The organism is Olleya sp. Hel_I_94, from assembly GCF_007827365.1.
Taxonomy (GTDB): Bacteria; Bacteroidota; Bacteroidia; order Flavobacteriales; family Flavobacteriaceae; genus Olleya.
Window position 1 is genome coordinate 1166200 of sequence record NZ_VISI01000002.1, and the last position, 15035, is coordinate 1181234.

The 15035-nt window shown below is 34.3% G+C and carries 14 protein-coding genes; 13 read left to right on the forward strand and 1 reads right to left on the reverse strand.

Going from position 1 to position 15035, the window contains the following annotated elements; all coding sequences use genetic code 11:
- Positions 1-12: 12 nt before the first annotated feature.
- The 10 genes from JM82_RS08380 to JM82_RS08420 all read left to right on the forward strand — a co-directional run bounded on the left by JM82_RS08380 (position 13) and on the right by JM82_RS08420 (position 8672).
- Positions 13-447 (forward strand): Fur family transcriptional regulator, encoded by a 435-nt coding sequence (locus JM82_RS08380; RefSeq protein ID WP_026753622.1) that lies wholly within the window; start codon positions 13-15, stop codon positions 445-447.
- 80 nt (positions 448-527) lie between these two features.
- Positions 528-1844, forward strand: a complete 1317-nt coding sequence (locus tag JM82_RS08385; RefSeq protein ID WP_027126743.1) for an APC family permease — start codon at positions 528-530, stop codon at positions 1842-1844.
- Positions 1845-1853: 9 nt separating this feature from the next.
- Positions 1854-2030 (forward strand): hypothetical protein, encoded by a 177-nt coding sequence (locus JM82_RS16380; protein WP_164674149.1) that lies wholly within the window; start codon positions 1854-1856, stop codon positions 2028-2030.
- A gap of 23 nt (positions 2031-2053) precedes the next feature.
- Positions 2054-2413 (forward strand): STAS/SEC14 domain-containing protein, encoded by a 360-nt coding sequence (locus tag JM82_RS08390; RefSeq protein WP_027126742.1) that lies wholly within the window; start codon positions 2054-2056, stop codon positions 2411-2413.
- Positions 2414-2872: 459 nt separating this feature from the next.
- The gene (locus tag JM82_RS08395) at positions 2873-3415 is read left to right on the forward strand and encodes a hypothetical protein (protein WP_027126741.1); all 543 of its coding nucleotides are present in this window, start codon (positions 2873-2875) and stop codon (positions 3413-3415) included.
- A 33-nt stretch (positions 3416-3448) separates the two neighbouring features.
- The gene (locus JM82_RS08400) at positions 3449-5407 is read left to right on the forward strand and encodes a heavy metal translocating P-type ATPase (RefSeq protein ID WP_027126740.1); all 1959 of its coding nucleotides are present in this window, start codon (positions 3449-3451) and stop codon (positions 5405-5407) included.
- A 506-nt stretch (positions 5408-5913) separates the two neighbouring features.
- Positions 5914-6765 carry an RteC domain-containing protein gene (locus JM82_RS08405; protein ID WP_027126739.1) on the forward strand — a complete coding sequence of 284 codons (852 nt, stop codon included), beginning with the start codon at positions 5914-5916 and terminating at the stop codon, positions 6763-6765.
- Positions 6766-7041: 276 nt separating this feature from the next.
- On the forward strand, positions 7042-7320 hold the full coding sequence (locus tag JM82_RS08410; protein ID WP_025743375.1) for a helix-turn-helix domain-containing protein: 279 nt from the start codon (positions 7042-7044) through the stop codon (positions 7318-7320).
- A 168-nt stretch (positions 7321-7488) separates the two neighbouring features.
- Positions 7489-8013, forward strand: coding sequence for a hypothetical protein (locus JM82_RS08415; protein ID WP_261375339.1), 525 nt, complete (start codon positions 7489-7491; stop codon positions 8011-8013).
- Positions 8010-8672 (forward strand): ATPase, encoded by a 663-nt coding sequence (locus tag JM82_RS08420; protein ID WP_110355858.1) that lies wholly within the window; start codon positions 8010-8012, stop codon positions 8670-8672. The genes JM82_RS08415 and JM82_RS08420 overlap by 4 nt, the downstream gene beginning before the upstream one ends.
- 2 nt (positions 8673-8674) lie before the next feature.
- Here the strand turns inward: JM82_RS08420 and JM82_RS08425 are convergent, their stop codons facing one another.
- The gene (locus JM82_RS08425; RefSeq protein WP_027126737.1) at positions 8675-9100 is read right to left on the reverse strand and encodes a hypothetical protein; all 426 of its coding nucleotides are present in this window, start codon (positions 9098-9100) and stop codon (positions 8675-8677) included.
- A 235-nt stretch (positions 9101-9335) separates the two neighbouring features.
- On the opposite strand from JM82_RS08425, the gene JM82_RS08430 reads away from it, so the two are divergent.
- From JM82_RS08430 to JM82_RS08440, 3 genes are read left to right on the forward strand one after another with little or no spacing between them, the layout of a single operon-like run.
- Entirely contained in the window at positions 9336-11450 is a 2115-nt protein-coding gene (locus JM82_RS08430) for an ATP-dependent nuclease (RefSeq protein WP_145002322.1), read from the forward strand.
- Positions 11447-13222 carry an ATP-dependent helicase gene (locus JM82_RS08435; protein ID WP_027126735.1) on the forward strand — a complete coding sequence of 592 codons (1776 nt, stop codon included), beginning with the start codon at positions 11447-11449 and terminating at the stop codon, positions 13220-13222. The genes JM82_RS08430 and JM82_RS08435 overlap by 4 nt, the downstream gene beginning before the upstream one ends.
- A 60-nt stretch (positions 13223-13282) precedes the next feature.
- Entirely contained in the window at positions 13283-14992 is a 1710-nt protein-coding gene (locus JM82_RS08440; RefSeq protein WP_027126734.1) for a hypothetical protein, read from the forward strand.
- Positions 14993-15035 lie beyond the last annotated feature (43 nt).

Below are 15035 nucleotides of genomic sequence, written 5' to 3' on the forward strand. Positions count from 1 at the left end.
ATCAAGGTTAAAATGACCAAAACGGAAAAAATATTATCATATCACGGTATTCGCCCTACTAAAATGAGGTCGAAGATATACAAGTTCCTGAAAAGGAAACAAAGTGCCGTGTCCTTTTCCGATTTGAAAAAGGCTTTTGTTCAAAAGAGCGAAACCAATAAAACAGCAAACAGAACTACCTTTTATCGCAACCTCAAGATTTTTGAGGATAAAGGGTTGATTCATCAGATTAATGATGGGGTCGGAGTGGCAAAATATGCGATTTCTGATGAAAACGCCAAAGGTAAATACGGTACAGATTTACATATGCACTTTCATTGTACCGATTGTAGGAAAACAATCTGTTTACCAAATAAAATATCGGAAGAGAGCTTGCCAGACGATTATGAAGTGAACGATGTGAACCTTGTATTGAAAGGAATATGTGAAAAATGCAGGAAAAAATAACAGGTGGGAGTACTTGAACCTTGAACCTTTGCGCCCAATGGTCCAGTTCAGGTTTTTTCCACCCTCTTTAACTAAAAAATATGGCAGAACTAAAAAAATCTTTGGGTACGCTTCGACTTACCTTTTATGGCGTTGGCACGATTGTGGGTGCAGGAATCTATACCGTGATTGGTGCAGCTGCTGGACAAGCGGGCACAGACCTTTGGTTGAGTTTTATTTTTGCAGCAATTGCGGCTAGTGTCTCTGCAATGTCCTATGCAGAGTTGTCCTCTACCTATCCCAATGCTGGTGCGGAATTTATTTTTGTACGCAAGGCATTTCCAAAAATTGATATTCCGTCTTTTCTCACGGGTTGGACGATTGCGTTTCATAGTTCGGCCACCATTGCAGCCGTGTTACTTGCCTTTTCGGGGTATTTCAATACGTTTTTTAATATGCCCTCTCTTCTAATAAGTTATGGCATTTTATTGGTGTTGTCATTAATTAGTATTACAGGCATCACAAAATCGTCGACAGCAAATATTATTATGGTCAGCATTCAACTTTTGGGATTGTTATTATTGATAGTATTTGGACTTTTGGAAACTGGTCCACCCAAAGCAGAATTTTTTAAAATTGAATCGATTTCTGGAACTTTGGCGGCCACAGCTACACTGTTCTTTATCTATACTGGTTTTGAACATATGGCAGCTTTGGGTTCGGAAGTTAAGAACCCAGGGAAAACAATTCCCCGTGCATTTTTAATGACTATGGTAATAACTACAATAATTTATTTATTTATTGCTTTTACGGTTTTGAATATTGCAGACCCTTCCGCTTTGGCAAACGTGGATTCGCCACTTTCTCTTGCAGCTTCCAATCTCAACAATTGGTTGCCTGTGGTATTGGCTATCGCTGCACTTTTTGCTACGGCTAATGCTGCTTTTAGTGGTATCATATCCATAAGTAGGCTGCTTTTTGGAATGGCCAGTGTCGGAGAACTTCCAAAGTTTATGACCAAAACCAATGCACAGAAAGTACCGTGGGTTACTACTATTGTAGTTATGGCAGCAGTTGCGGGATTTTTATTGTTGGGCGATATTAAGATTGTAGCAGGTATGTCTTCTTTAGGCGCTTTACTTGTTTTTGTTGCCGTAAATGTCGCACTTATCGTGCTTCGGTTTAAAGCACCAGAGCAAGAACGACCATTTAAAGTTCCTTTGGCTATAGGACGAGTGCCGATTTTACCCATTTTGGCGATACTTATAAGTCTATCATTGATAATCCAATTTAATTGGCAGGTTTATTCAGCGTTCGTAGGTGCTGTTATCGTGGGTATTGTGCTTGATTATTTTTTGGACAAAAAGTCAAAAGATGAAATAGACCCTGAAAAAGAAAAGGAACTTTTTAACCATTAAAATGAAGCTATGGACTGGATGTTTGAAGATTTTAAAACTGACCTAGATACCTTAAATCCTATTGTACGAGAAAAAGCCCTGTCCATAGCAAAAGAACTAATTGAAAAAAAAGATATTTCAGCAAAAGAAGCTTTATCAGAAGGCATCATAAGGGCGGAAGAATGGTTTTACGATTTAGAAGGATAATTATTAATTAAAAACTATATAAAATGTTACAGATAATCGAATTAAAAGAAAAAAATATTGTTGCAACAAAAGCTTCGGGCAAATTGAGAAAAGAAGATATAGAAAAAATCCATCCACTTATCCACGCCATACTGGACAAAGGAATGAAAGTCCGGTGGTATTTTGAGATGGTCAACTTTACAGGTTGGGATTTACCTGGTTTATGGGAAGACCTAAAAATGGACACAGCCCACGCCACGGACTATGAAAAAATAGCAATGGTAGGAGATAAAAAATGGCAGAATTGGATAACACAATTTATGAAGCCTTTTACCAATGCCGATATTAAGTATTTCAATATAGACCAAAAGGAAGATGCCAAAAATTGGATTGAGAGCCAGTAAGCTTACTTCCGTAAAAGACAGACGATGAATAAAAAAAGCATTCTTATTACCATTTTAATTGGGTTTGCCATAGGTGTTTTTATCCTTCAACCTTTTGGGATAACAATTTTCACGTTTAGCAGCCAGAATTACAAAATCAATTGATGGCAATATTTAATAAATAATTTCATTGAAATTTTAAATATCAATGGGAATCAAATTTTTGAGAACACTCTGTTTGGCTTATTAGGTGCAAGTGTTGCGCTAATTTATTATTTCGGTAAACGAGAAAAGGATATAGATAACAAGTAGCGGTAAATCGTTATAGGAATGAGCGAAATTTTTTATTTAAATAAGTTAAGTGAAAACTTAATTAATAGCAGGCAGCTTTTATGATGCTTTTTAAAGCAAAATGATTAATAGTATTAAAAGCAAAAGTAGAAGCTGCTTTTTTAAATTATACAAGTAAAGATGCGCATTATGAATATTAAACATTGTTTTTTAATAATCTTGTTGGTTAGTTATTATAAGGTAAATGCCCAAAAAGTTTATACAACTGAAGAAGGTCATATTATGATGATGACTTTGGTTGATGATAAACCCATCAAGGCAGAAAGCCATAAATTGGCACTATATCTTGATTATGATTCCAAAGTGGTCAATGGTGTACTCGACCTTAAGACTTTATCAACATATAGTCCTAAAATCAATGCCCTTTTAGAACAGCGGGAAGACCCTTTAATACTTCGGTTTACTGGCACTATTCCATCACAGGATTTTTTATCAAAACGGCACGACCCTATCAACTTTAATTGGCTGATAGATGTTACTTATCAAGGGAAATCCTTTAAATCACAATTTAAAGCAACCATTACCCATATAGAACAAGGAGTAAGTATGTCCTGCCTGATAAGTGCAACCGGACAATTATTGGTTTCAAATACTGGTTTGGATTCCTTAATAGAGGGTATCGATGATACCATAGAGGTGCAGTTTGCCCAATTGGTGTTGAGATTGGAATGACTGTGAATTTAAATAAAATTATAATTGATATAAATGAAAAAAAAGAAACTGAATTTAAGAGATTTAAATAAAACTTCATCCGATAATCACAAGCGCAATGATGGCCACAACCATAGCAGTCCGGAAAGTATAGGGAAATTTAAAATTTATGTACCAGCAATTTTCAGCTTTGTAATGCTGATTATTGGTATTGCGATGGATTATTTTGACGTAGCTTTTTTTAAAGATTGGATACGTATTGTCTGGTATGCAGTCGCATATCTTCCAGTAGGTTTTCCTGTGATAAAGGAAGGTTGGAACAGCATCAAAAATGGCGATTTCTTTACCGAGTTTTTATTGATGTCCATCGCAACCATAGGTGCATTCGCCATTGGCGAATATCCCGAAGGTGTGGCAGTAATGTTGTTTTATGCGGTAGGCGAATTGTTCCAAAGTGCCGCCGTTAAAAGAGCCAAGAGAAGCATCAAGGCATTACTAGATGTAAGACCTAATGAAGCCTTGGTCTATAGGAACAACAATTATGTTTCTGTAAATCCCGAAATCGTTGCTATTGGCGAAAAAGTGCAAGTCCGTGTGGGCGAAAAAATTCCTTTGGATGGTATTTTATTGTCCGAAAAAGGCTCGTTCAATACCGCAGCATTAACGGGCGAAAGCAAACCTGACACCATTGCAAAAGGAGAAAAAGTATTTGCAGGAAGCATCAACCTTGATGGCGTTATTGAAATCGAAACCACCAAGGAATTTAAAGACAGTTCCATTGCCCGAATCCTTGATATGGTCCAGAATGCCACGGCTCGTAAATCAAAAACCGAATTGTTCATTAGAAAATTTGCAAGAATCTATACACCTATTGTGGTATTCTTGGCGATTGGATTAACATTTTTGCCCTACTTTTTTGTGGATGATTATGTGTTTAACGATTGGTTATATAGAGCATTGATATTCTTGGTAATTTCCTGTCCGTGTGCCTTGGTTATCTCTATTCCGTTGGGTTATTTTGGTGGATTGGGAGCAGCTTCAAAAAATGGAATTCTCTTTAAGGGAGCATCTTTTTTAGATGAAATGACAAGGATAACCACAGTGGTAATGGACAAAACCGGAACCGTGACCAAAGGTGTTTTCAAAATCAAGGAAATAAAAACCATTGATTGGGATGAACCCGAATTTATGAAATACCTAATGGCAATGGAAGAACAATCCACCCATCCCATTGCCAAGGCCATAATGGAATATAAAGCCGATGGCGAAGATTTTCAGGCAAAAGAAGTAACCGAAGTCGCAGGAAAAGGATTAAGGGGAATGGTCAATGGCAAAACTGTTTTAGTTGGGAATAAACCATTGATGACTTCAAATAATATCGAAGTTCCATCTGAAACCGACAACATTGTAGAATCCATCGTAATGGTTTCCATTGATGGTAAATTCGCTGGCTATGTCATCATTGCAGACGAATTGAAAGAAGATGCCCACGAAGCCATCAAACAAATTAGAGAATCTGGAATTTCCAAAATCATAATGCTTTCCGGCGATAAGGATTCCATAACCCAACAAGTGGCAAAAGAAATGGGTATTGATACTGCAAAAGGCGGTTTGTTACCAGAAGATAAGCTCAACGAAGTTGAGCATTTGAAAAAACAATTTAATACTAAAGTAGCCTTTATAGGCGATGGCATCAACGATGCACCGGTTTTGGCAGCGAGCGATGTTGGCATTGCAATGGGTGGTTTGGGCAGCGATGTGGCGATAGAGACCGCAGATGTAATCATCCAAACAGACCAACCAAGTAAAATAGCTAGAGCCATAAAAATAGGACGTTCTACAAGACGCATCGTTTGGCAGAATATTGGGTTGGCCTTTGGTGTAAAAGCAGTGGTTTTGGTTTTGGGCGCAGGTGGTCTGGCAACGATGTGGGAAGCAGTTTTTGCCGATGTAGGCGTGGCCTTGTTAGCCATTCTGAATGCGGTTCGATTACAGAAGATGAATTGGAAATAGTATAAAAGAATGTCTCAAAAAAGAAGAAATAGAAGAAACAAAAAAAATCGGAAATCATCGAATACCGACATCACAAAAAGAGATAAGGTCAAAGGTATTCTTATGATAATCCTTATGGTAATAGCCGCATTTCTGCTTTATTTTTTTGTGCTAAAAGGAAATATTCATAAGCATTAATGAATTAAGATAATAAAATATTCCAAGTGGTTTGTGTGGCTACAAAAATTGAAGTGGAAATGATTGATATATAGTAAAAATGATATTCTATGTCGGAAAATAGACGGAATAGACGAAATAAAAAAAGCAATAAAGTACCCTCTGTAAAAAATAGTATTACCAAAAAAGATAAAATAATTTGGATTAGTATTCTAATCGTTGTTATTGTGTTAATCTTCTTTGTACTGTTCTTGCAATTCCTAAAGTACTTTATATCTATTTAATTAATTACAATTTTAAATGCAACGCTATTGCAGAAGATTAAGTGAAAATAATGATACCCAGAATGAATGACGACAAATTACGACGATATATTAAAAAAATTAGACAATAAATTAGATATTCTTGAAATAGAAGAACAAGATATTTTACTCAAAGCTGAAAAAGGGATTAAACTTGCAAAACAGACCCTTAAATCAGTTAGAAGTATCGTAGTTGATTATGAATTTGAAACCAAATTAGAGGAAATTCATTTCTTTAAATGTACTAAACCAAAAATTTATAGCAAACTTATTTATTACGTAAAATTATTTAACATTGAAAGTAAAAGACCCAGGGGAAGCAATAAATCGCAAGTAAAGTATTTGAACAATTATATTGAGAAACTTCAAACCTACTTTAACGACAATCTTGATTTTTACCATTATTACCGCAGGGAAGCTACTGTATTTGATGAGCAATATTTTTTAAGAGGCAAGGCAGATATTCGGTTGTTCCCAGACTCATTTCACTTTTTTGTTGATGAAGAATTTGCAACAAGCCACGATAGTACCGTGGCCTCAATTTTAGCCTACGACCTTTTGATTGTACACTTAAAACGGGAAATTGATAAATTGGAGAATAATGGAAATTATGCAAGTTTAAGATTGTTACAAAGTAAAACCAAAATTACCTGGACAGCCCACAAAATATATTTAATTGAACTGATATACGCTTTGCACAGTACAGATGTCATTAATAATGGTACTGTTGACATTAAAGATATTGCCTATTTTGTTGAAAAAACATTTAAAGTAGACTTGGGCGATTATTACAGGGCTTTTTTGGAAATACGGATGCGTAAAAATGGCAGAACCAAATTTTTGGATATTCTGAAAAAGCAGTTGACCAAACGGATGGATGATACTGATAACGTAAAATAAAACACCCAAGATGCTTCAACTTGGGTGTTTCTTGTTTTATGGAAAATCTCATTTTATTTGGTGGTTTTTAGATAGGGTATTTTTTCTGAAGAAGTACCAAAACCCTCTATTGTATTACATTGAAAATGAGAGAAGAAAAACACCCAAGTAGGCCTAACTTGTGAATAAAATCCAGCAAACTACCCCAATTTTGTAGAACGAAAGTCAAATCAGGTCAGGGGCTATCATTTTAGATGAAAGCAAAACGGTAGTCCCTTTCTTTTAATCCGTTCTATTATGCCCACAAGTATTATTACCACAGACGACCTTCGAGAATTCAAAATGGAACTGCTCGATGATATCAAGGAACTACTCAATAGCCAATCTGGTCATATTACCAAAAGGTGGCTAAAATCCCCTGAAGTAAAAAAGCTTTTGGGAATCTCTTCTGGCACGTTACAGAATTTAAGAATTAATGGCACATTGCCCTACACCAAAGTAGGGGGTGTACTCTATTACGATTACGAAGAAATAATTAGCGTAATGGAAAATAATAAAGTTCATAACAAATTCTAAATCGTTTTGGAGCAGGTCAATTACATTAAGCACCTAAACGCTGTATTCTTACAATTCTCAAAGGATAGCCGTTTAAATCCCACGCACATAAGTTTGTACGTGGCATTGTTTCAATTATGGAACAACTATCACTTTCCGACAGAATTCTATATCAATCGAGAAGAAGCGATGCGGTTTTCCAAGATTGGTTCAAAAACTACCTACCATCGCTGCATCAAAGAACTACATCATTGGAAATACCTATTATACGAACCCTCACATAATCCATTTAAAGGCAGCAGAATCAAGATGTTCAATTTTGGGACAAGTGATGGACAAGCTCTGTACCCAAACCCTACCAATATCGGAACAAGCAATGGACAAGCGGTGGTATCTATAAACAAACATATACAAACAGGAAAAAACAAAGCAAATGATACTAAACTTGACCAACCAAAAAATGAAAATGAAGTCATTGATTTTTTTGAAAAGGAAAATTGGCCAGAATTGGAAGCCAAAAAATTTTACAACCACTACCAAGGCATCGGTTGGAAAGTAGGTGGAAAAACAAAAATTGTCGATTGGCACGCCACAGCTCGAAACTGGATGATAAAGGCCGAAGAGCTAAAAGAAGAAAAAACAATGGTTGCAGTTAGCCAAAATACGGACAACCTAAAGACAAGTTCCAACAAAAATTATAATGAACCATTATGAATCCCCACAAACCACATATCATTACCGAGGGTAGCGTTCAATACACCTTGGGAGAACTGAAAGACAATCAAATGCTTTATGATTTTGATAAAATGCTAATTTATCTCAATGCCAAAGGAAAACTACTTTTTGGCAAGAAATTCAAAATTTTTGAAGAAGACCGTGATATTATATTCAAGCTCTGTAATTATTTTATCAGGGATGAAGCTAATTGCAAAAAATTAGACATCGACCGCGATAAAGGGATTTTGCTTTCTGGTCCTGTTGGTTGTGGAAAAACCAGTTTAATGAAACTGTTACGCCATATTGTGCCACATCAGAAATCGTATGAGGTTATACCCACACGAAACATTGCCTTTGCCTTTAATAATATTGGGTACACCATCATTGAAAATTACGGCGACAAAAAGTTTTATTGTTTTGATGATTTGGGTGTAGAACCCACCGGAAGGCATTTTGGAAAAGATTGTAATGTAATGGGCGAAATCTTACTTTCACGTTATGATTTATTTTTAAGTCATAAAACTAAAACACACGCAACTACAAACCTCAATGCTAAAGAACTGGAGGAACGTTATGGGAATAGGGTACGTTCAAGGATGCGACAACTGTTCAATTTAATTGCCTTTGATAAAAGCAGTCGTGATAAAAGGGATTAAATCTAATTTTGGTTTTCTTCCTCTAAAAGAAGTAGTTCGTGTATCATATCGCTTTCATCCAAATATTGAGCCAACCATTCTTGTTGGGAAAGCCAATTGATATACTCTTTATCAGATTCCCAAATAGCTTCAACATATTCCCCTCTATATTTACCGAAACTAAATTTCGTTCCAGAATCTTGTCCCTCAACTTCAGTATCGAACAATTTGTAATAGGTTTCTAATAAACCTTCTTCTCTACACCTGTAATACAGCCATTGTTTTTTATAGCCTTTGTATTGCCTTCTTTTTTCAAGATATTTTACCATTTCAACATCAGATAAGGCCTTAAATGAATTTCGTTTGGTTTTTGGTTTAAACAACCATCCAAAAGTCATCCCCAAAGTATTTTGAAGTACGTTCAAAAAGAAAATTGCAATTGCTCTCATTTTATTTGCACTAGAGTTTATAACACTCTAATTAGGCTTAATTTACGAAAAAAAACCAAAATTTTGACTTCCAGAAGTAAAGATATATTCTTAATAAAATTTTAACAATTTGTAGGAAACCGTAAGAATTTAAAAAGACATTTCAGTATATTTATAGGCGATTACGCTTAAAATATTAATGTTTAAAAAGCTAATGGGAAATCATTGGCTTTTTTATTGTTTCAAAATAATTATTATGCATATAAGTTCACTATCCATTAGGAATTTTAGAAATTTCTATAAATCAAAATTCATTTTTAAAAAAGGTATAAATACTATTTTAGGAGAAAACGGTTCAGGTAAAACCAATCTCTTTTTTGCTTTACGAGTTTTAATTGATGATAAACTTCCAAGATATATAAGATTTAATGAGTCTGACTTTAACCGAGGTCTGGGTAAATGGGCTGGACATTGGATAATTTTATCGGTTACTTTTGACGAACTGGATGCGAGTGAAGAAGCACAGGTACTGGCAGTACAATCTTCGGGAGATATGGAAGGCAGCAAAAAGACTGGAAGTTACTCGGTGTACTTTAGACCAAAATATCAGTTTAGAAAAGAATTATATGATTATTCACAAACCGCAGGTAAAAGTGTAGCAGGGCTTCAGCTTTTTTTTGATAAACTTACGATTGATGATTATGAAACGTCTTACTTATGCAGAGGCTCTGGAGATTTTAGTGATGACACTACCTATAAAAAGTATGTTGGCGATTTTGATGCTGTTGAATTCCCAAACCCAGATGATAAAGAAGAATTGATTTTTGGAACGTTTCTGCCGAGGGAAATAAGTGTGCACAACGAGGTTTCTTGTACGTTCATTAAAGCACTTCGAGATGTCGAAAGCGACTTACGTTCCTATTCTACTAATCCATTGATTAATTTATTACGAGGAAAGGAAAAAACTATTGAAGTTTCAAAACAAACGGACATCATTGATAGCGTTAACAAACTTAACGACCAAATTAGTTCTCTCAAAGAAGTAAAGGATGTGAAAGATGGAATTGACAAAAGTATTAAGGAAGCTGTGGGTACTACTTACGGCCCTAATATAGATGTCAAATCAGAACTTCCAAATGATATGGAAAAACTACTGCAATCACTCAAACTATGGGTTGGCGACCCAGATGAAGAAGGTTATATGGGTAAAATATGGGAGTTGAGTTTGGGAGGTGCAAATATGATTTACCTATCACTAAAGCTATTGGAGTATGAAAAAATCAGAACGGATAGAATTGCAAATTTTCTTTTAATAGAAGAACCAGAAGCACATATTCATACGCATATTCAAAAAACCCTTTTTGATAATGTGCAAACCAATAAAACACAGGTTATTATTTTAACGCATTCTACTCACATTTCATCTGTAAGCCGAATAAGTTCAGTAAATATTTTAAGCCGAGGAAATATGCAGACTTTGGTATATCAACCATCTAACAATCTTGATGATGATTATATAACAAGAGCCGAAAGGTACTTGGACGCCATAAGAAGCAACTTGCTTTTCGCGAAAGGCGTTGTTTTGGTTGAAGGCGATGCAGAACAGATTCTCATTCCTCAAATGTTTAAAAAAGTCTTTGGAATTTCGCTCGATGAAATTGGGATAAGTCTCGTAAACATTGGAAGTACAGGTTTTAAAAATGTTGCAAGGCTTTTCCATAAGGATAGAATTCAGAAAAACTGTGCCATACTAACTGACTTGGATGCCAGTATTGTCAATTTACCTGCAAATGAAGTTGATGATTCTGCTTATGAAAAACATTGTAGGGCATCGCAAATTAGTGGAGCTGAAAGAAAAAAGGAATTGGATAAATTTTGTGACAAAAACGACTTCTTGATTCCTTTTTACTCTAAATACACCTTTGAAGTTGATTTCCTTTTGAATGGGAATAGCCACGAATACGTACAATCACTTCCTGAAATTTTCAAACAACAAGCAGCTATTGATTCTTCAAAGAAAAAGTTAGAAGAAAAATCAGTTTCGATTGCAGGTGTAGAAGTTTTACGATTGGCTGATAAAAAAGGCAAAGGTTGGCTGGCGTTGGTTGTTGCAGATAATTTAGTTTACAATACTTATATTCCTGAATATATTTTGAAAGCCGTTGCTTTTGCATCTTCGCATTTAAATAATGCCTCTAAAGCTAAAACCGCTAAATACAGGTTACGAAAAATTAGTCGTAGTAAAAATGATAGTTATTACGATGTAGCAACAAAAATTAGTTTTAAGGATAAAGAAGACCAACAGGTTATTGATGACTATATAGCCAACTTTCCTAATGACCAATTTACTAAATTTTTATCGTTTATATGATTTTAGATACTTTAAGCGACCAACAAAAAGATGCCGTTGTTAAAGATGGAAATGTACTTCTTACAGCTTGCCCAGGAAGTGGAAAAACACGAGTGATTATTCATAAACTCGCTTATGCTCTAAAAAATATTGATGTAAACAGTAAACAAAGGATTGTCGCTCTAACTTTTACCGTAAGGGCTTCCGAAGAAATATATCGCAGATTAAACGCAATGGGAATTAATAGTAATCGGGTTTGGTCTGGCACTTTGCATTCATTTTGTCTCGAATGGATTATAAAACCCTATTCCTGTTATTTACCTGAACTTGAAAACGGCTATTTAATTGCCGATGAAACTTATGCCTCGGATATCATAAGTGAACTTAAAGAAAAGCATAAGTTAAAACCTATTGACCCGATTAATTTCAGATTCAATAGGGACGGCACATTTGCCGAACCAAAAACAATTCAAAAAAGAGTCCTTAAGGATTATCACGAAAGGCTACAAACAGAGAAGTTAATTGATTTTGAGCTTCTACTATACTATTCATACAAACTCTTAACCAAGCATCCTAAAATAAAAAAAACGTTATCGAACATTTTTAGCCTTATATGTGTTGATGAATATCAAGACACGCAAGATTTGCTTTACGCAATTATTTCGTCGATTGTAACAACTGGGGAAGGTAGCTCAAATCTATTTTTAGTAGGAGATACAGACCAAGCAATTTATGCATCTTTGGGTGGCATTGCCAAAAGTTTGGAAGAAATACAGGAAGAGTTAAACACTTTACCTATTGAGCAACTTACGCTTTCTGGAAATTATAGGTCCACACAAAGAATTATCGACTTTTACTCTATATTCCAGACAAACCCAATTAAAATTGAAGCTATTGGTACTAATAAAGACGTTGATAGTATAATAACGTACAATAACACCATTGACAAAGGATATTTAGTAGATGAAATTGGACGACTTATAGAGCATAGTTTAGATAATGGAATTCCAGAAGATGAAATATGCGTATTGGTTCCGCAATGGTGGTTAATAACTACTATCACAAAACAGTTGAGAGCTAAACTACCAGATGTAAATTTTGATGCTTCAGGTTTAGCACCAATGTCAAAAAATCGAAATAACATTTGGTATAAGTTATCGAGGTTGTTCTTAACGCAGCCACAACCAAAAATATATTCATTGCGATACAAATGGTGTTCTGAAGTAATTGAAAACTTTAAAGAACATACCAATACTGAATTCAGCGAACAATATCAAACAGAGCGAAATGTATTGAAATTGATTAACTCGATAACATCCAATGAAACTGAAGGTATCGATTATCTTAATGATTGTTTTGACCAGTTTTTAGAGGCTGTTGGGATTGACCAAACTATTTACGCACAACTTCTTATAAATAGGAAGACCTTTTTCGATGTAATAAAGAGCCGTCTTGAAGACCCAACGTTTCAAGTTCCAAGTGACATAGCATCATTTATGAGTTTTTATAGAGAAATGTCAGGCGTCGTCATCAATACTTGCGTTGGTGTTAAAGGAGAAGAATTTGAAACCGTTATTGCTTATGGTTTGCTAAATGGGTATATCCCACATTGGAATGACATTTTTACTGGAGACCCTGTTGCCGCTTCAAAAAAACTACTTTATGTTATCTGTTCAAGAGCCAAAACCAATTTACACTTGATATCAGAAACTGGCAGACAAACCAAAAAAGGAAACCCGTTAGAGATTACCCCAGAATTGCAAAATCTTAATTTTGAATTTGATGAAATATAAAAAATGTTGTAATCCATTTGTAACGATTTGAAAAATTAAGGATAGTGTTTTTAGGATAAAATGAAGAAAATAGATTTAGAGAAAAAATCATTAGAAATTCAAAAAATAATCTCTCGTTATACAAAAGAGAGCTTTGTATGTTTTTTTGCTGATTTTATTAGACACCATCCAGAAAGAAGCAATATTGGATTTTCAAAAAAATTCAAGTCAAAATTAAAAGATTCTTTATATCTGATAATGTTAAGACTCTCTACACCATTGGCAGGCAAGGAAGAACTTCATTATTCAGAAAAAAATGATTTAGTACTTCAGCAAGTTGCTGACATTCTTTTAGAGATAGTTAGTTTCTATTTATCAGAAAATTATGAGGGAAATGAATTTGATGAGATTTCTGATAAAAGACAAAAATTACTTGTTCACGAATTAGCATTCAAAAATTACTTTCAAAACGGAATATTAAATTATAGAGAACAAGAGGTAAATAAGGTTATTAGGATGTTTAAACCTTATCAAGATAAAATACAGGAAAGATTAGAAATCGATTTAAAAACCTTAATTAATTTATGCAATCATTCTGAATTAATTTATCGTGCAAAGTCAATAAATTCAAAGTCATTTATTTTAGACAAAGGCTTTGACAAACTGGCTCGACAATCTGCAAATGGATTATTAGCAGAGAATGAGTTTACAGATAAGCTGTTAGAACTTTCGAATGAGACCCAAGAAAGTTTTTTGAATTTTTTTGAGAAACCCCACCAATGTTTACTTTTTGCCAAACAAGATTTTCACCTCTCTTTTGAAGAAAAACATATTGATATTTTCTGTGGCTTATTTTCAATTGATATTAAAGATAATCATAGTAATTTATTTTATTCCCAACAAAATCCTTTAGAAAATAAACCGATTATAAGAATTAGTGATAATCAGTATTTAAACGTATATCAAAAACAATTGCCTTCAGCTCTATATGATTTACTTTATACCACGCTTACTCAAACAAAAAAGGAAAAAGAACAAGTAAATTTCCGTAGAGGAAAAGTTGTTTTGGAAAGCCATACTTTGGATATATTTAAAAAATTCTTCAAAAAATCAAAAAGGATTAAAATTTTCACCAACTATTACATAAACAACGAGCCAGAAGAAAAAGATATATTAATCCTTGTGGATAATAACGCCTATATCATTGAATGTAAGGCTTCAAGATATAGAGAACCACGAAGGGTTACGGAACAAGCATACCAAAGAATTAAATCTGACTTTAACGACTGTATTCAAAAAGGTTATGACCAATGCTATCAGGTTGAACAGGAATTGTTAAACAATGAAAAGGTTATTGTTAGCTTGAAAAATAAATCGGAGGTAATTATCACGAATGAAATTCACGAGATTTTTTGCATTGTAGTTACTTCAGAAAGATTTGCTTCCATACAAACCGATTTAGGATTAATGCTTAAAAGGAAAAATAATGAAGACCCTTACCCTTGGTCAATATATGTCGATGATTTAGAAACTTTTTTGAAAGTGCTTTACAATAGTTTCAGTAATCCATCCAGAAAGATTTTTAACTTTTTGGAGCATAGAGAATTACTACACGGAAGATTAATAACCAATGATGAATTGGATGTATGTGCTATGTTCCTAAAAGACCCAAAGAACTTCAAAGAAATATGTGAAAGTGAATATGTTGTTTTTACTGACCCAACCCTACAAAATTATTTTGACAAGTTATATTTTGACAAAAAACTAAAATTTAGGATTGAGGATTTTTAGTTTTAATTATCTCTTTGAAGATAGTTATAATAATCTTTCTAAT